A 16,379-nucleotide genomic window follows, 5' to 3' on the forward strand; every position below is an offset into this window, starting at 1 on the left:
GGGGGCCAAGGCTGCCCCCTACTTCCCCGCCGGCCCCTTCACCCGTCCCGACAGCACGCCGAAGCCGTCAATGATCGCCTCCTGGTTTTCCAGCCGCGTCACTTCCAGCTGCACCTCCTGCAAGTTGCGCAGGATCTGGCTGACGGTGTCGTCGTCGCCTTCTTCCGTTGCGTAGGCGAGCTCGCTTTCGAGTTCGCGGCGCTGCCAGAGCAGGGCCTTGGTGCGCTGGTGCAAAGCCAGCGCCTGGAGGTAGCCTTCGCGGGCGTCTTCCGGTGCTGCGGCAGTCGTCGCGGTCCACAGGCGGGCGAAGCGGATCTGCTGGTCGAGCGATTTCAGCAGGTCGCCGAAGCCTTCGGTTTCCAACTGCTCGACGAGGATTTCGCGCGACAGGCGCGGACCCTTGGCGGCGGCGGCGTTGAGCACCGACGACCAGAAGCGCTGCAGGTCGCGATTGTCGTATTCGATCGCGGAAATCTCGTCATATTCCTCGAACAGTAGTTGCGGATGATTGACGATGGTCAGCGCCAGCACGCTTTCGCGCAGCGGCGGCAGGGCCTGATGACCGCTGACCAGCGACGAGCGGGCGAGACGATCGGAAATGCCGGAGCGTTCCGACATACGCCCGCCCGGCTGGCCGCCGCGACCTTGGCCGCCATTGCGGTTGGCGCCCTGACGCTGGTTGCGGTCGAAACCGCGCTGGCCGTTCTGCTGGCGCGAAGCACCCTGAAAGAACTGGTTGAGCCGGTCGCGGACATCCTGGCCATAGTGGCGGCGGACGTTTTCGTCTGATATCACCGAGACGACCTGCTTCAGTGTCGCCTCCAGCTGGGCGCGGCTCTCCGGCGTATCGAAGGAGCCGGCCTGCGCCTCGCGCAGCCAGACCATTTCCGACAGCGAGCGGGCAGACGCCATCACCTTGTCGAACGGCGCGCGGCCTTCGTGGCGCACCAGATCGTCGGGGTCTTTGCCATCCGGCAGCATGGCGAAGCGGACTGAGAAGCCGGGCTTCAGATGCGGCAGCGCCAGGTCCACCGCCCGGTTGGCGGCGCGGATGCCGGCGCCGTCGCCATCAAAGCAGAGAACGGGCTGCTGGGTGAGCTTCCACAGCAATGCCATCTGGTTTTCGGTCAGCGCGGTGCCGAGCGGGGCAACGGCATTCTCGATGCCGGCCTGATGCAGGGCGATGACGTCCATATAGCCTTCGACGGCAATGATGGTGCCTGCGCCGTCAGCGCCACCCATCGCCTTGCGCGCGCGGGAAAAGTTGTAGAGCACGTTGCCCTTGTGAAAGAGCTCGGTCTCGTTGGAATTGAGGTATTTCGCCGGCGCGTCCGGCGACATGGCGCGGCCGCCAAAGGCGATGACCTTTTCGCGCGACGACAGGATCGGGAACATGATGCGGTCGCGGAAACGGTCGTAGGACACCGGGATATCCGGGCCATGGACGACGAGGCCGCAGGCCTCGATCTGGTCCTTGGGCACACCCTTGCCGGCGAGATGCTCCTTCAGCGCATTGCGGCTTTCCGGCGCATAGCCGAGGCGAAAAGTCTCGATGGTGCGGCCCGTCAGGCCGCGGTCGCGCAGGTAGGCCCGCGCCTTGGCGCCGTTCGCGGTCTGCAACTGGGCTTCGAAGAACTGCGTCGCCATTTCCATGACATCCTGCAGGCCGGTGCGCTGGCGGTCGCGCTTTTCCGCCTCGACATCGGGCTGCGGCATGGCGACGCCGGCGAGATCGGCGACCTGCTGCACGGCTTCGGGAAAGGCCATGCCGTCGAGATCGGTAAGAAAGCGGAAATGATCGCCCGAGACGCCGCAGCCGAAGCAATGGTAGCGGCCCTTGCGGTCCTCGCAATGGAAGCTCGGGGATTTCTCGCCATGGAACGGGCAGCAGGCCCAGTAGTCGCCGCGCGAGGCATTGGTTTTCTTGCGATCCCAGGTGACGCGTTTGCCGATCACGTCCGAAATGGGAACGCGGTCGCGGATCTCGTCAAGGAAAGAGTTGGAAAATCGCATGAATACCTCTGGGCTGGCTTCCATATAGGCGGCAAACCGCGCCCGCGCCAGCGAGGGTGGAGGTCATACCCGCAATTCACAGGCCATCGCACGTGGCATCCGGCTGGAAACCGCGCATGCCCCCGTGGACATGACATATTCCTTGAATAAAATGTTGATAGCAAACGTATACAAAGGCAATGAAGTGTTCATGGCCCTTTCGGATTCCCGCGATGATTTTCTCAGCGAACGAGCTTGCTTCCAACACCACCTTCTTCAAAGCCATGCGGATCTATGCGCGGCAGATGACGGCGATGTTCGCCGAAAATCCGCGAATGTCCTCGATCTTTGCCTCGCAACAGCGCTGGCTGATGGCGCAGCTCGGGCTTTCGCTGCATTATGGGCGTGACCCAGCCGATCCGACGAAACAGCTTTATGCCGGGCGCTTCGTCAGCAAGGCGATCGATCACGGCATTGCCAGCCGCAACACGGCGGCGACCTTCATCCAGGAAATGCTGGCCTATCGTTTCGTGCGTGCCAGCGACAATCCGCCCGACAATCGCATGCGGCCACTGGAGCCGACCGATACCGCGGTCCAGCAGGTGGTCAGGTGGCTCTACGCGCATCTGGCCATCCTCGACACGCTGGACGGCGGAAACCGGGCGGTTTCGCTGACGGAAAACCCCGCCCTGTTTACCCGGCTGCAGCCGATCATCGCGCTTGGTCTCCTGGAAAACCACGGCGTCCGCAATCCCGGCGAGACGTTCAATCTCTTTACATGGGCCAACTCCGGCGGTGTGGTGATGGATTACTTCATCTCGATGATCACCGAATTCGATCCGGATGCACCGCGCACGATGATCGGCCCGGTTTCATCGGCCGATATCTGCCAGTCCTACATGATTTCAAAGACGCATCTGAAACGGCTGATGAGCAAGGCGGCCGAAATGGGCAGCGTCAGCTTCGAAACCGTCTCGCGCCGCAACATGCTCTGGCTTTCGCAGGGGTTCGTCAAGGAATACTGGATCTACCAGGCGGAAAAATTCGCCATCATCGACGCGGCGTTCCATGCGGAAGCCGCGTCGCCGGTACCGGGCGTCAGGCAGCTGACAGCAGTTCCTTGAGCACGGACGATGCCTTGGAAAAGTCCATCTGGCCGGCATAACGCTCCTTCAGCACGGCCATGACCTTGCCCATGTCCTTCGGGCCGCTTGCACCGGCTTCCGCGATCGCCGCGGCGACATTGGCGCGCACGTCCGCGTCCGACAGTTGCTTCGGCATGAAGCCCTGCACGACGACGATCTCGGCGCGTTCCTTGGCGGCAAGCTCCGGGCGGGCGTTGTCTTCGTAGATCTTCGCCGATTCCTCGCGCTGCTTGACCATCTTTGCCAGGATCTGCAGAATTTCGTCGTCGCTGGCCTCGCCCTTGCCGGCGCTGCGATTGGCGATATCGCGGGTCTTGATGTCGGCCTGAATCAGACGGACGGTAGAAAGCCGCGGCGCATCCTTCGATTTCATCGCATCCTTGAGGGCGGCAGCGAGTTGATCGCGTATCATTGTCCTTACTCCTGTTTGATGGCGCTTCATAAACCAGCCGGACGAGAGGGAGCAAACGAATTGCGTCAATCCGCGGTAAAAGCATAAGGAAAAGCCCGATCCGCCCGTCTTCAAGATTGACCTTGGCGGATGCTGCGGCTATTGACCGTCACCTGCACCAACATCGTGACCAGGCCTGACAGCGCGCGCCCATCGCCCGCATCTGCCCGCCTGCAAACCAAAACGGCCGGCCGGCGTTCCCTTGAACGTCCGCCATGCGCCGCCTGAACGGGATGAAGATTATGACCGCGACAGCGCCCTGGACCACCGCAAAACCAACCGCCCTGCTCGTTCTGGCCGATGGCACCGTCATCGAGGGCAAGGGCATCGGCGCCACCGGCAAGGTGCAGGCCGAAGTGGTCTTCAACACGGCGCTCACCGGCTACCAGGAGATCATGACCGACCCGTCCTATCTCGGCCAGATCGTCACCTTCACCTTCCCGCACATCGGCAATATCGGCGCCAATGACGCGGATATCGAGGACCTGACGCCGGCAGCCCGCCACGGCGCGGTCGGCGTCATCTTCAAGGCCGACATCACCGCGCCGTCCAGCTACCGCGCCGAAAAGCATCTCGACGCCTGGCTGAAGGCGCGCGGTATCATCGGGCTTAGCGGCATCGACACGCGGGCGCTGACGGCCTGGATCCGCGAGAACGGCGCCCCGAACGCGGTGATCGCCCACGACCCGAACGGCGTCTTCGACATCGAGTCGCTGAAGGCGGAAGCGAAAGCCTGGAGTGGGCTCGAAGGACTCGACCTCGCAAGGCAAGCCTCCTCCGGCCAGACCTCGCGCTGGAGCGAAAAGCCCTGGGTCTGGAACGAAGGCTACGACGAACTGACCGAGGCCGACACGACGCATCATGTCGTGGCGCTCGACTATGGCGTCAAGCGCAACATCCTGCGCCTGTTCACAGGCCTTGGCTGCAAGGTTACCGTGATGCCGGCAACGACATCGGCCGAAGAGGTTCTGGCGCAAAAGCCGGATGGTATCTTCCTGTCGAACGGCCCGGGGGATCCGGCAGCGACCGGCGAATATGCGGTTCCGGTGATCCAGGAACTGATCAAGAGCGATATCCCGCTATTCGGCATCTGCCTCGGCCACCAGATGCTCGGTCTTGCGCTCGGCGCCACGACCGAGAAGATGCATCAGGGCCACCACGGCGCCAACCATCCGGTGAAAGACCATACGACCGGCAAGGTCGAGATCGTCTCGATGAACCACGGCTTCGCGGTGGATTCGAAGTCCCTCCCGGAAGGCGTTGAAGAGACTCACGTTTCCCTGTTCGACGGCACCAATTGCGGCCTGCGCCTCACCGGCAAGCCGGTGTTCTCGGTCCAGCATCACCCGGAAGCCTCGCCAGGCCCGCAGGACAGCCACTACCTCTTCCGCCGCTTCATCAACCTGGTGCGCGAGAAGAAGGGCGAACCGGCCCTCGCAGAACGTTGAGATTTAGCGTCATTGAACGGCGAAAAGCCCCGGTCTCTCAAAGGAGTACCGAGGCTTTTGCGTTTAGCCGTTGAAGACCACGGACAGCTTGTTGCCGGCCGGGTCGCGCATATAGGCCGAGTACCAGTCCGGCCCATATTGCGGACGAGCGCCTGGCGCTCCTTCGTCGGTGCCGCCATTGGCGAGCGCCGCATGGTAGAAGGCATCGACCTCCGCATGCGATTTCACCATGAAGCCGACCATGGTGCCGTTGCCGGGTGTCGCCGGTTCGTTGTTGAACGGTTCGCAGACCCACAGAAGGAAGCCTTCGCCAGTCCCGCCCAGTGTATAGCCACGCCAGCCCGGATAGTTGGCGTGGGCGCTCCAGCCGATTGTGGCCAGGGTCGCGTCGTAGAAGCGCACCGACGCTGCATGATCCAATGTTCCAACAGTCGCATAAGCGGTCATTTTATCCTCCGTTTGATCATCGCCAGCCTAAACGAGAAAACGGAACAAATAAAGAACAAAAATAACACAGCAAGGCTGCGATCGGGCTTCCAGTTCAGTGTCCCTCCGCTGACTTCACCCTGGCCCAGGCATCCCGCGTCAGTCGAAAGCACATCCAGTTCACCGGCGAACCGGAAATATCCAGCACCGCATCATAGGCATGCGTCGCGCCGAGTTTGGCGGTCGCCTTCTGCGAGCGGATATTGGCGGGGTCGATGTGGAACCACACGTCATTGACGCTCTTGAAAGCATGATCGAGCATCAGGCGCTTGATCTCGAAATTGGTCGCCCCGCCCCAGTAGGCATTGTTGAGGAAGGTGAAGCCGATCGAGACCGCCTGCGGCTGGTCCGGCGCCAGGTAATAGCGCGAGCAGCCAATCAATTTACCGGTAGCCCGATCGATGAAAACCAGCGTGCCCTTGCTGGCCAACTGGGCGTCGAAATACTGGCGGAAAAGATCCGGCTTGTACCGTTCCCTGGCCGGGTGCCCTGCCCAGACGGCCGGATCACTGCCGGCCGCATAGAGCCCGTCGAAATCATCGGCCTTCAGGGGACGCAGAACAAGCGTTTCACCGATCAGTTCCGGCTGAAAGTTCAGTGCGTTTTCCGGCATGTCCATCTCCGCGCTTGACAGATCGTCCTATGCCGGTAGAGCCAGCAACTTCCGCTCCCGCGACAGAAACCGGAAGAAGCGCCAGGTCAGCGTGATGCTGGCGGCGGCAAGGCCGAGGACGAAGCCGTACCAGACGCCGACGCCGCCGAAGCCGAAATGGAAGGCGAGCAGATAGGCGGCGAAAAAACCGATCGCCCAGTAGGACACCAGCGCCAGGATCATCGGCACGGTAGTGTCCTTCAGGCCGCGCAGCATGCCAGCGGCCAAGGCCTGGACGCCATCGACCAGCTGGAACGCTCCGGCGATGACGATCAGCGGACCGGCATAGGCGAGAACCTGCGCCGCATCCGGCCGGCTTGTATCGAGATACATCGCGGCAAGCTCGTGCGAAAACACCGCGAAGACGAAGCTGCCGATCAGGGCAAATCCGCAGCCGATGACCAGCACGGCAATCGCCGCCCGCTTGATCCCCTCGGCATCCCGCCTGCCATGGGCAAGACCGATGCGCACGGTGGCCACCTGCGCCAGACCGAGCGGCACCATGAAGGCGATGGAGGCGAACTGCAGGGCGATACCATGGGCAGCGAGTTCGACGGTGCCGATCATGCCCATCAAAAGCGAGGCGACGGTGAACAGGCTGACCTCGGCCAGGATGGTGACGGCGATCGGCAGGCCGAGCTTGACGACGTCCTTCAGCACCGGCCAGTCAGGCCGCCAGAAGCGCACGAATATCTCGTAGGAACGGGTCTGCGGCTGAAGCTGGATATAGGCATAGAGCAGCACGAAGCTCAGCGTGTTGACCACGAACGCCGAGATGGCGGCACCGACGATGCCGAGCGCAGGCGCGCCGAAATGACCGTAGATGAACACGTAGCACAGCGCCGCGTTGCTGAGCAGCACGATGATCGTCACATAGAGGATGATGCCGGCGCGTTCCAGCGAGCTCAGGAACCCGCGCAGGACCATGAACAGCAATGCCGGGAACATGCCCCAGAGCGCAACGCGCAGATAGCTTCCGGCAAGAGCCGCCACCTCCGGCTGCTGACCGAGCATCCGCAAAACATGTTCCGCCTGCCACAGGACAGGCATCGTCAGCACGCCATAGCCGAGCACGGCCCACATGCCCATGCGCACGGCGCGGCGAACGGCAACGCGGTCGCCCCGCCCTTCGGCCTGGGCTACGATCGGCACGACGGCATTGGCAAATCCGGAGCCGAAGATGAAGACGGTGAAGAACATCTGGGCGGCCAGAACCATCGCCGCCAGTTCCGTCGTACCGAGACGACCGACCATCAGTACATCGGTGGCATGGATGGCAAACTGCGCCAGCTGCGCGCCAACGAAGGGCACGCCCAGCACGATGCTGGCGCGATAATGCGCCGGCCAGGAGTTATCTGTGCGGACGGCCGCCTGATTTGGGGTCGAAGTCAGCATGATGAGAAACGAGCCTTGGCTTCGTCGCAGCCGGAATGGGCCGCACGACGGAAGAGACGGAAATAGAACAACCGGTCGCAAAGCACCAGCAACAAAGGCCAAAGTGCTTATATTTTCATCCAAACATCACAAAAATTGATCGTTTTTCGTGCAAACCCAGGGCAACAATACACGCAAAAATCAACTCTTGATTGCGCTCAAGAATATGATCTACTCGTCATGAATTGGCGGGGGCCTTCATGAAATTCGATCGAGAAAAAAGACACTGTTTGCTCATGGCTGGCGTTCTGCTTGCGGGAAGCCTTCTCATGGGCTGCACCTCGACCAGTTCGGCTCTCTACAGGGGAGCCGGCGAGCCCGGCTGTTCCGGCGTCTTTACAACCGATGAAGACGGCATCGAAACACCGAACGGCACAGGATATTCCTGCATGATCGCGACCTACCGGTTGCCGGAAGCAGGAAACGAGGGCTGGCTGGCGGAGAACGAAAAGCGCTACAAATTGGCGTTTCTGGAGTTTGACGAAAGATCGCTGGGTTTGAAGCATCAACCGGGCAAGGCATCAGCGCAAAGCCAGGCACTTTTGGCTGCGCTGCAATCCGACAAACAGAAATACGTCATTACCTTCGTCCACGGCTGGCGCCATGATGCCAATCTGCAGGACAACGATGTCCGCCGATTTCGGGTCCTGCTGGCCTACGCCAGAAGCTTCCTGAACTGGCGCTGCCAGGAGAAACGCCGCTATTGCGATACGGAGGTTGTCGGGGTCTATATAGGTTGGCGGGGGAAATCCGTCCACGAACCGGCAAACGAAACAATCGGCACCGCGCTGGCCGCTCCGACGTTCTGGGCACGCAAACGTCAGAGCGAAAAACACGCGCCCTTCGTCATCGAGCAGATCGACGAAATTCAAGCACAGCTCAACCTTGATCCCGGCAATCCGGATGCTGATAAAATGATGGTCATCGGCCATTCCTTCGGTGGCAACCTGCTGGCGACCGGATTGAAAACGAGAGCCATCAATTCCGTCATCGCACACAAAACGGGAACGGAAATGACTCCGCTTCTGGGCGATTTGACCGTCCTCATCAACCCGGCATCGGAAGCGCACAACTGGATCGATATACAGAAGGCCATGCGATCGAAGGTGGCCGGCGTCAGCGGGGATATCGCCGCTATCGATCGAACGTCTGCCTGGGAAAAGGAATACCCGCAAAGGCAACGTCCGATTTATGTTTCGCTCACCGCGACCGACAACTGGGCGGTGAGTGAAACGAAGGGCAAGAAGGTGGCCTATGACTGGGCTACCGGCGTGGCTTTTCCGGCTGGGCAGCTGGCAGTCCTGCGCTTAGCCGAAGACCGGCGCCATGCGATCGGACACGTACTTCCGCGAAAGAACTACCATTTTGGCGCGACACACGAGATCGTTACCAACGACGGGTCGGAGAAAAATACCAGTTACGCGCAATCAGCGACAAGAACAGATACTCAATGCGTGAGCATGGACGGCTGGCTCAGCGCAACGCGGCAGCGTTCCCCCTCCGGATGGGACAGCCATTACACCGAGCACGGACAAAACAAACTCACATTTGTATCCCGAACGCCAAGGGTCAACTACCAGATCAGACAGGTACTTTGGCCAGAACACAGCCGCGGCGATATATCATATGAGCCGGCAAATTCGCCGTTCTGGAACATGCGGGCCTTTTCCAACGTCATCGCAGACCACGGCGGCTATGTGAACTATCCCATGTGGTGCGCCCTCAATCAGATGGTCCTGGATGATGTGACCGGCAAACCGGCGTCGCAGTAAAAACAAGGAAGGGCCAAGCGATGCCTCACACCGCCCGTGCCAGATCATTGCCGTCTTCCGCCGCCGCGGGTATCGGCCGCACCTTCAGAAGGTAAATCGTAACGGCCAAAGCAACGAAGACGGCGCCAAGAAGATAGGGGGCGCCAGCGAAGGTGACGGTGGCCTGTGGCGCGGTGAAAACGCTGAAGATTTGCGCGAACATCAGCGGTCCGAGGATCGTTGTGAAGCTGGAAATGCTCGACAGCGCGCCTTGCAGCTCTCCTTGCGCCGATGGCGGCACCTTGGCAGACGCGATGCTGCGCAGCGGCGGGTCGGCGAGCGCTTCGAGGCAGGTGGCGAGGATGACGGCATAGATCATCCAGCCCTGGAACGCGAAGGCATAGCCGAAAAGGCCGAGACCGGTGAAAATCAGGCCGACCGCGCCTGCCTTCCACTCGCCAAGACGCGGGATAGCCTTCGGCAACACGAAGGCCATGACCAGCGCGCCACAGACACCGAAGATGCCGAGCGACAGGCCGATCTGTCCTTCACTCCAATTGTAGCGATAGGAGGCGACGAAGGACCAGACGGCCGGATAGACCGCATGCGCCTGCCAGAACAGGAAGAACACCAGCAGTACCCAGCCGATGCCAGGATAGTTGCGCATCTGTTTCAAGGCACCCAGCGGATTGGCGCGCCTCCATTCGAAACGGCGACGGTTGTGACTTTCCAGCGTCTCCGGCAGCAGGAACCAGGCGACGGCGAAGTTGACGAAGGACAGGGCGGCGGCACCATAGAAGGGAATGCGCGGGCCAAATTCGCCCAAAAGGCCGCCCAGCACCGGCCCGAGCGCAAACCCCGTACCGAAGGCGATACCGATCAGGCCGAAATTCTTGGCACGGTTGGTATCGTCGCTGACATCGGCGATATAGGCTGCGGCAGTGGAAAAGCTGGCGCCGCTGATGCCGGCCAGCACCCGTCCGACGAACAGCATCCAGTAGGTTGCCGCCAACGCGCAGATCAGATTATCGAGTGCAAAGGTCAGGACAGAGGCAAGCAGGATAGGCCGCCGGCCGAAGCGATCCGACAGGTTGCCAATCAATGGCGCGAAGACGAACTGCATGCCGGAATAGACCAGCATCAGCCAGCCGCCATCGACCGCCGCTTCGCTGATCGTATCGCCCGTCAGCTCCTTCAGATAGGCCGGCAACACCGGCACGATGATGGCGATGCCCATGATATCGAGGAACAGGATGACGAAAACGAGGAATAGGCCGCGCCGCGCTGACTTGGGGTCGATCATCGAACAAACCTCTTTTTGCATCCGCCCTTGCGCGGATACAGAACGCGAACGGGGACTGGCAAATCGTCTCTATCGAAAAAAAGAGACCGAAACAATACGTGAACATTTCAATGTTCGTGATGATTGCTTCGGGAACATTGATGTGGGGTTGAGCGGCTAGCTTCGCGGCCGGCTCTTCAGGAAATCGACGAAGGCCCGCAGCGGCGGCGGCATGTGCTTGCGGCTTGCATAATAGAGATAGGGGCCGGGAAAGTCCGGCATCCAGTCCGCAAGGATGGGCACCAGCTCGCCGCGGGCAATCGCGGGCGCCAGGAAGTCCTCGAATGTGGCGATGATGCCGAGGCCGGCAATCGCGGCGCTGATTTCCAGCTCCAGCGTATTGGCGGTGATGCGGGCCTTCGGCGAAATGCGTACCGTCTCGTCGCCACGTTCGAACTCCCATGAATGCATGTTGCCGCTGGCAAAGCGGTGACGGATGCAGGCATGATCGAGGATGTCGCGCGGGTGGCGAGGCTCACCATGGGCAAGCAGGTAGGCGGGGGACGCGGCGGTGACAAAGCGCTGGCGGCGCGGGCCGATCGGCACCGCGATCATGTCCTTTTCCAGCCGCTCGTCATAACGCACGCCGGCATCGAAACCGGCGGCCAGCACGTCGATGAAACTGTCGTCGGCGCTGACCTCCAGCGTGATGCCGGGATAGGCCTTGAGGAAATCGGCGATAAGATCCGGCAGGACGGCGCGGGCAACGACGGTGGCGACGTTCAGGCGCAGGGTCCCGGTGGCGGTGTCGCGAAAGCTGCCGATCTGGTCGAGCGCCAGGGCAACCTCACTGAGCGCCGGCGAGAGCCTTTCCATCAGCTGTTCGCCCGCCTCCGTCAGGGTGACGCTGCGGGTGGTGCGGTTGAGCAGGCGGACGCCGAGCCTCTCCTCAAGACGCCGCAGCGCTTCGCTGAGCGAGGATGCCGAAACGCCACGCCGGCGGGCGGCGGCGCGAAAATTGCGCTCCCGCGCCACGGCGGTAAAGGCATCGAGGTCGGCCAGCGGCAGATCGGTCATTGTACGATTTTCCAAACAGCTTGTGCGCGTTGAGGCGGATTATCGCACAAAGTCTTTCGCGGTAAAACCACGTCCGAACACGACGCCGCCTGCGCGGCTGAAACCAAGGAGAAGCGACATGAAATATGTTCAACTCGGCAAGACCGGCCCCTCCGTCTCGACCCTCGGCCTCGGCTGCATGGGCATGTCCGGCATGTACGGGCCTTCCGACCGGGCGGACGGGATCGCCACCATCCATGCGGCCCTCGATGCCGGCATCAACCTGCTCGATACCGGCGATTTCTACGGCATGGGCCATAACGAGATGCTGATCGGCGAGGCGCTGAAGGCTGTCGCCCGCGACAAGGTGATCATCAGCGTCAAGACCGGCGCGCTGCGCGACCGCGACGGCGGCTTCAACGGCATGGACAATCGTCCGGCGGCACTGAAGAACTTCGTCGCCTATTCGCTGCAACGGCTCGGCGTCGACTATATCGACATCTACCGCCCTGCCCGGCTCGACCCGAACGTGCCGATCGAGGATACGGTCGGCGCCATCGCCGATATGATCAAGGCCGGCTATGTCCGCCATATCGGCCTCTCGGAAGTCGGCGCGGATACGATCCGACGAGCCGCCGCCGTCCACCCGATCGTCGACCTGCAGATCGAGTATTCGCTGATCTCGCGCGGCATCGAGGATACGATCCTGCCCGCCTGCCGCGATCTCGGCATCGCCGTCACCGCCTATGGCGTGCTGTCGCGCGGCCTGATCAGCGGCCACTGGCAGAAGGGCCACGGACAGAGCAAGGGCGACTTCCGCGCCCACAGCCCGCGCTTCCAGGGCGAAAATGTCGACCGCAACCTCGAACTCGTCGAAGCCCTGCGCAGAATCGCGCAAGCAAAGGGCGTTTCGGTGGCGCAGATCGCCATTGCCTGGGTGGCGGCCAAGGGCAGCGACATCATTCCGCTGATCGGCGCGCGAAAAGTCGAGCGGCTGGAGGAAGCGCTGGGATCGCAGGGCATAAACCTGTCGGCCGCCGATCTCACCGCCATCGAAGCGGCCGTGCCCAAGAATGCGGCTGCCGGTGGACGTTATCCCGAGGCGATGCTCGCGCATATGGACAGTGAGAAGTAAGGCGCTTTTACCTCCCGTTGAGGGGAAGCGATTGTGTATGGATTGCGCAGTATTGGCGGCGCCTTCCCTCTTCTCCCCAACGGGGAGAAGTGTCGAGCAAAGCGAGACGATGAGGGGGTGCGTCCGCATATTCTGAGCCAGCCGCCCCCTCATCCGCCCTACGGGCACCTTCTCCCCGATGGGGAGAAAAGGGAGACTGCCGAGACATTGGGTCTCCCCTCAAGGAGAGAAAATCCGCCGGGGTGGTATCCAGTGGCGGCCTATTCGTTGCCTGAACCCCAGAGGCCCGAACCCCAACCACTTGTGGCGCTATGGCGCATCATCCCCGCGATCATCTTACATAGACGATCTTGCCGCCATTGAAGGCGGTCTGGACGCCGTTGACGTTGCGCGCCGGAATGCCTCTCTTTTGCAGGGCAGCGCGGATGTTGGGCGTGGAACGGATCTCTTCCTGCCCGCGCGCATAGGTCTGCGCCGAGGGATACCGGTAGGTTCGCGGCACCTGCTGGAAATCATCCGGACCGATATAATCGCGGATGATGATCACCGTGACCCGGGGATTGGTGTTGACCGGGCGGCTCGAATGCGCCTTCTGGGCATAGGCGGTTCCGATGAGCGGAACGCTGCCGGCGGCGGATAAAAGAGCTGCGGTCAGAACAAGCGTGACGATCTTCTTCACTGTCTTTCTCCTCAACACATCAAAAACCGGAATATCTTGCCGCCAATGCGCCGACTGCCGCCGTCACTTCGGTAGTAGCGCGGCTGTCATCTCGCATAGATGACTTTGCCGCCATCAAGCGCGGTCTGAATGGCAAGGACGTTCTGGGGCCGGATATTCCGGCGTTCAAGCGACGCTTTTATAACCGGATTGGAGGCGATTTCGGCCTGCGCGCGCGCAAGCATGGCTGCGGACGGATGGCGATAGATCGAAGAGACTGTGTCGTCATCATGGTAGCTTGAGCGCAGGAAGATGACAGCTATGCCGGGCTCGGAAGGGTGGCCGAAAAGAATGGTGCCGAGCGTCTCTGTGGCGCCGGCAGATGGCGGGACCGACAGGGCCAGCGCGGTGGCCGCAAATGTGAGGGCAATGAATTTCCGCATGCTTGGTCTCCTTCACTGGCCGTCCAGCTTTCGGCCGGCTTTACCGTCGGCGTGCCGCCCCGGTCAGGAGAGATATAGGTTGTCCGGTCCCTTTTGCGATCCGCCGCATCGCGAAGAATGAAATTTTTTCGAACCCGCAAACCGCTCACTGTTTCCGTGGCATCGCGAATAAAGCCGGCACGCCGGGATGGCGGCGCGCCGGCTTTCGCTCAGATATTGCCCTTGAACGTATCGCAGGCCGACAGCTTGCCGCTGTCGAAGCCGCGCTTGAACCAGGTCGAGCGCTGAGCCGAGGTGCCATGGTTGAAGCTTTCCGGGACGACATAGCCCTGGGTCCGCTTCTGCAGCGTATCGTCGCCGATCTGGGTGGCGGCGTTGAGCGCTTCTTCGAGGTCCCCCTGATCAAGCAGACCCTTCTGCTGGGTGTACTTGCCCCAGATACCGGCGAAGCAATCCGCCTGAAGTTCGACGCGGATCGACATCTGGTTGGAATCGGCCTCGCTCATGCGCTGGCGCTGGGCGTTGACCTTCGGCAGGATTCCGAGCAGGTTCTGCACGTGATGGCCGACCTCGTGAGCGATCACATAGGCTTCGGCGAAATCGCCCGAAGCCTCGAATTTCTGGGCCAGTTCATCGAAGAAGGCCATGTCGAGATAGACCTTCTGGTCGCCCGGGCAATAGAACGGACCGCTGGCCGACGAGGCCATGCCGCAGGCTGAATTGACGCCGTCGCGGAACAGCACGAGCTTGGGCTCGACATAGGTTTCGCCGCTGGCCTGGAAAATGCCGTTCCAGGTGTCTTCAGTCTCGGCCAGCACCGTCGAGACGAAAGCCTTGGTTTCCTCCTCCTGCGCCGAACCCTGCGGCGCCCCGGACTGGCTCTGCTCGACGCCAGGCGAATTGACCTGTCCGCCCTCCATCACCTGCAGCATGTCGATGCCCATCATCTTGAGCACGAAATAGATGACGACGAGGAAGATGATCGTGCCGATGCTCATGCCGCCGCCGCGACCGCCACCACCGGTGGGGAGACGGAAGCCGCCGCCGCGCCCGAACGGATTGCCGCCCATGCCGCCCTGCACCGGACCTGATCCGCGCTCGTCCTCGACATTGCCCGATTGGCGCCGGCCCTTCCATTCCATGATGTGATCTCCCCGTCTCTGCCCTAGCGGCCGTCTAACCTTTTCAAGATCATATAACGCGCCAGAGGCGATTTTGTACAAGACCAAAACGACAAAGTTTTTCACCGCCTAAAAATCGGATCGACGGTTGGCACCTAGCAACGGGCCATGCCAGAATGGCGGACATTGTTTTGGGAGGAACGATCCTATGAAAGCCATGCGCCTGGAATCGATCGGCAACCTTTTCGTGCGCGAGGTGGAAAAACCCGTGCCCGGCCCGGACGACCTCCTGGTGCGTGTCGAGGCTTGCGGCATCTGCGGCACCGACCGCCACCTTTTGCATGGCGAGTTTCCCTCGACGCCGCCCGTCACGCTCGGTCACGAATTCTCAGGCATCGTCGAGGCGATGGGCGGCGACGTGAAGGGCTTCAAGCTGGGCGCTAGGATCACCGGCGACCCGAACATTTCCTGCGGCCGCTGCCCGCAATGCCAGGCGGGCCGGGTCAACCTCTGCCGCAATCTGAAAGCCATCGGCATCAGCCGCGACGGCGGTTTCGCCGATTATGTCATCGTGCCGCAGAAACAGGCCTTCGAGATTCCGCTCAGCCTCGACCCAAGTCATGGCGCCTTCTGCGAGCCGCTCGCCTGCTGCCTGCACGGCATCGACATGGCGGAGATCAAGGCCGGTTCATCCGTCGTGGTGCTCGGCGGCGGCGTCATCGGGCTTTTGACGGTCCAGTTGGCGCGGCTGGCGGGTGCGACGACCGTCATTCTGTCCACACGGCAGGAATCGAAACGAAAACTGGCCGAAGAGCTGGGCGCAACGGCAAGCGTCGATCCCTCCGCCGACGACATCATCGCGCAGATCGCGGGGCCTGACGGGCTGGTTCCGGGCGGGGTGGACGTGGTGATCGAATGCGCCGGCGTCGCCGCGACGGTCGAGCAATCGACAAGACTTGCCAAGGCCGGCGGCACCGTCGTCATCCTCGGCGTCATGGCGCAGGGGGAGAAGGTGCGGATCGAGCCGTTTGACATCCTCTTCAGGGAACTCAGGGTACTCGGCTCCTTCATCAATCCCTTCACCCACCGCCGGGCCGCCGATCTGGTTGCCTCAGGGGTGATCAACGTCGAAAAGCTGATCTCGCGAAAAATCACGCTGGAAGAGGCGCCGGAAGTGATCCGCAACCCGCCGGTCGCGGGAGAAGTGAAGGTGCTGGCGATGGCAGCATCGGCGTAGCGGCGGCAGAAACGCAACGATCAGGCTGCGGCCGTTCGTCCATCGGGACCCGAATTTAGAAAACCGGATCGCGAACCGTGCTACCATT

General features: G+C 61.7%; 15 protein-coding genes. 5 read left to right on the forward strand and 10 right to left on the reverse strand.

Annotated features, from left to right (window positions below; all coding sequences use genetic code 11):
• Window positions 1-18 precede the first annotated feature (18 nt).
• Complete coding sequence (gene dnaG, locus J2Z75_RS22315) at window positions 19-2,013, reverse strand: DNA primase (RefSeq protein ID WP_209854985.1); 1,995 nt, start codon at window positions 2,011-2,013, stop codon at window positions 19-21.
• 212 nt (window positions 2,014-2,225) lie between these two features.
• Here dnaG and J2Z75_RS22320 point away from each other — a divergent pair, with 212 nt between their 5' ends.
• A complete protein-coding gene (locus J2Z75_RS22320; RefSeq protein WP_209854986.1) occupies window positions 2,226-3,116 on the forward strand; it encodes a hypothetical protein in 891 nt (296 codons plus the stop codon).
• Here the strand turns inward: J2Z75_RS22320 and J2Z75_RS22325 are convergent.
• A complete protein-coding gene (locus J2Z75_RS22325) occupies window positions 3,091-3,549 on the reverse strand; it encodes a GatB/YqeY domain-containing protein (protein WP_209854987.1) in 459 nt (152 codons plus the stop codon). The two genes, J2Z75_RS22320 and J2Z75_RS22325, sit on opposite strands and share 26 nt — an antisense overlap.
• A 281-nt stretch (window positions 3,550-3,830) precedes the next feature.
• Here J2Z75_RS22325 and carA point away from each other — a divergent pair, with 281 nt between their 5' ends.
• Window positions 3,831-5,036: a glutamine-hydrolyzing carbamoyl-phosphate synthase small subunit gene (carA, locus tag J2Z75_RS22330; protein WP_209854988.1), complete on the forward strand. Its 1,206-nt coding sequence runs from the start codon at window positions 3,831-3,833 to the stop codon at window positions 5,034-5,036.
• Between the two features lie 63 nt (window positions 5,037-5,099).
• Here carA and J2Z75_RS22335 read toward each other — a convergent pair whose 3' ends face one another.
• The 3 genes from J2Z75_RS22335 to J2Z75_RS22345 form a co-directional block, all read right to left on the reverse strand.
• A complete protein-coding gene (locus J2Z75_RS22335) occupies window positions 5,100-5,483 on the reverse strand; it encodes a VOC family protein (RefSeq protein ID WP_209854989.1) in 384 nt (127 codons plus the stop codon).
• 94 nt (window positions 5,484-5,577) lie between these two features.
• Window positions 5,578-6,135: a GNAT family N-acetyltransferase gene (locus J2Z75_RS22340; protein ID WP_209854990.1), complete on the reverse strand. Its 558-nt coding sequence runs from the start codon at window positions 6,133-6,135 to the stop codon at window positions 5,578-5,580.
• A gap of 27 nt (window positions 6,136-6,162) precedes the next feature.
• A complete protein-coding gene (locus J2Z75_RS22345) occupies window positions 6,163-7,569 on the reverse strand; it encodes an MATE family efflux transporter (protein WP_209854991.1) in 1,407 nt (468 codons plus the stop codon).
• A gap of 239 nt (window positions 7,570-7,808) precedes the next feature.
• Here J2Z75_RS22345 and J2Z75_RS22350 point away from each other — a divergent pair, with 239 nt between their 5' ends.
• The gene (locus tag J2Z75_RS22350; RefSeq protein ID WP_209854992.1) at window positions 7,809-9,380 is read left to right on the forward strand and encodes a hypothetical protein; all 1,572 of its coding nucleotides are present in this window, start codon (window positions 7,809-7,811) and stop codon (window positions 9,378-9,380) included.
• Between the two features lie 25 nt (window positions 9,381-9,405).
• On the opposite strand, the gene J2Z75_RS22355 is transcribed toward J2Z75_RS22350, so the two are convergent.
• Both J2Z75_RS22355 and J2Z75_RS22360 read right to left on the reverse strand, forming a co-directional pair.
• Window positions 9,406-10,662, reverse strand: a complete 1,257-nt coding sequence (locus J2Z75_RS22355; RefSeq protein ID WP_209854993.1) for a TCR/Tet family MFS transporter — start codon at window positions 10,660-10,662, stop codon at window positions 9,406-9,408.
• A gap of 156 nt (window positions 10,663-10,818) precedes the next feature.
• On the reverse strand, window positions 10,819-11,718 hold the full coding sequence (locus J2Z75_RS22360) for a LysR family transcriptional regulator (RefSeq protein WP_209854994.1): 900 nt from the start codon (window positions 11,716-11,718) through the stop codon (window positions 10,819-10,821).
• Between the two features lie 118 nt (window positions 11,719-11,836).
• Here J2Z75_RS22360 and J2Z75_RS22365 point away from each other — a divergent pair, with 118 nt between their 5' ends.
• Entirely contained in the window at window positions 11,837-12,832 is a 996-nt protein-coding gene (locus J2Z75_RS22365; RefSeq protein WP_209854995.1) for an aldo/keto reductase, read from the forward strand.
• Between the two features lie 331 nt (window positions 12,833-13,163).
• Here J2Z75_RS22365 and J2Z75_RS22370 read toward each other — a convergent pair whose 3' ends face one another.
• The 3 genes from J2Z75_RS22370 to ypfJ form a co-directional block, all read right to left on the reverse strand.
• Entirely contained in the window at window positions 13,164-13,511 is a 348-nt protein-coding gene (locus J2Z75_RS22370; protein ID WP_209854996.1) for a hypothetical protein, read from the reverse strand.
• 86 nt (window positions 13,512-13,597) lie between these two features.
• Window positions 13,598-13,933 carry a hypothetical protein gene (locus J2Z75_RS22375; protein ID WP_209854997.1) on the reverse strand — a complete coding sequence of 112 codons (336 nt, stop codon included), beginning with the start codon at window positions 13,931-13,933 and terminating at the stop codon, window positions 13,598-13,600.
• 209 nt (window positions 13,934-14,142) lie between these two features.
• Window positions 14,143-15,075, reverse strand: coding sequence for a KPN_02809 family neutral zinc metallopeptidase (ypfJ, locus tag J2Z75_RS22380; RefSeq protein ID WP_209854998.1), 933 nt, complete (start codon window positions 15,073-15,075; stop codon window positions 14,143-14,145).
• A 187-nt stretch (window positions 15,076-15,262) separates the two neighbouring features.
• On the opposite strand from ypfJ, the gene J2Z75_RS22385 reads away from it, so the two are divergent.
• Window positions 15,263-16,291: a zinc-dependent alcohol dehydrogenase family protein gene (locus J2Z75_RS22385; RefSeq protein ID WP_209854999.1), complete on the forward strand. Its 1,029-nt coding sequence runs from the start codon at window positions 15,263-15,265 to the stop codon at window positions 16,289-16,291.
• The last annotated feature ends 88 nt before the right edge of the window (window positions 16,292-16,379 follow it).

This window comes from Rhizobium herbae (assembly GCF_017873135.1).
Lineage (GTDB): Bacteria > Pseudomonadota > Alphaproteobacteria > Rhizobiales > Rhizobiaceae > Pararhizobium > Pararhizobium herbae.

Bases quoted from the DNA above. Each gene is read 5' to 3' on its own strand.
- J2Z75_RS22340 (WP_209854990.1), bottom strand. From the start codon at position 6,135: ATGCCGGAAAACGCACTGAACTTTCAGCCGGAACTGATCGGTGAAACG.
- ypfJ (WP_209854998.1), bottom strand. From the start codon at position 15,075: ATGGAATGGAAGGGCCGGCGCCAATCGGGCAATGTCGAGGACGAGCGC.
- J2Z75_RS22365 (WP_209854995.1), top strand. From the start codon at position 11,837: ATGAAATATGTTCAACTCGGCAAGACCGGCCCCTCCGTCTCGACCCTC.
- J2Z75_RS22375 (WP_209854997.1), bottom strand. From the start codon at position 13,933: ATGCGGAAATTCATTGCCCTCACATTTGCGGCCACCGCGCTGGCCCTG.
- carA (WP_209854988.1), top strand. From the start codon at position 3,831: ATGACCGCGACAGCGCCCTGGACCACCGCAAAACCAACCGCCCTGCTC.
- J2Z75_RS22355 (WP_209854993.1), bottom strand. From the start codon at position 10,662: ATGATCGACCCCAAGTCAGCGCGGCGCGGCCTATTCCTCGTTTTCGTC.
- J2Z75_RS22325 (WP_209854987.1), bottom strand. From the start codon at position 3,549: ATGATACGCGATCAACTCGCTGCCGCCCTCAAGGATGCGATGAAATCG.
- J2Z75_RS22335 (WP_209854989.1), bottom strand. From the start codon at position 5,483: ATGACCGCTTATGCGACTGTTGGAACATTGGATCATGCAGCGTCGGTG.
- J2Z75_RS22360 (WP_209854994.1), bottom strand. From the start codon at position 11,718: ATGACCGATCTGCCGCTGGCCGACCTCGATGCCTTTACCGCCGTGGCG.
- J2Z75_RS22345 (WP_209854991.1), bottom strand. From the start codon at position 7,569: ATGCTGACTTCGACCCCAAATCAGGCGGCCGTCCGCACAGATAACTCC.
- J2Z75_RS22350 (WP_209854992.1), top strand. From the start codon at position 7,809: ATGAAATTCGATCGAGAAAAAAGACACTGTTTGCTCATGGCTGGCGTT.
- J2Z75_RS22320 (WP_209854986.1), top strand. From the start codon at position 2,226: ATGATTTTCTCAGCGAACGAGCTTGCTTCCAACACCACCTTCTTCAAA.
- dnaG (WP_209854985.1), bottom strand. From the start codon at position 2,013: ATGCGATTTTCCAACTCTTTCCTTGACGAGATCCGCGACCGCGTTCCC.
- J2Z75_RS22385 (WP_209854999.1), top strand. From the start codon at position 15,263: ATGAAAGCCATGCGCCTGGAATCGATCGGCAACCTTTTCGTGCGCGAG.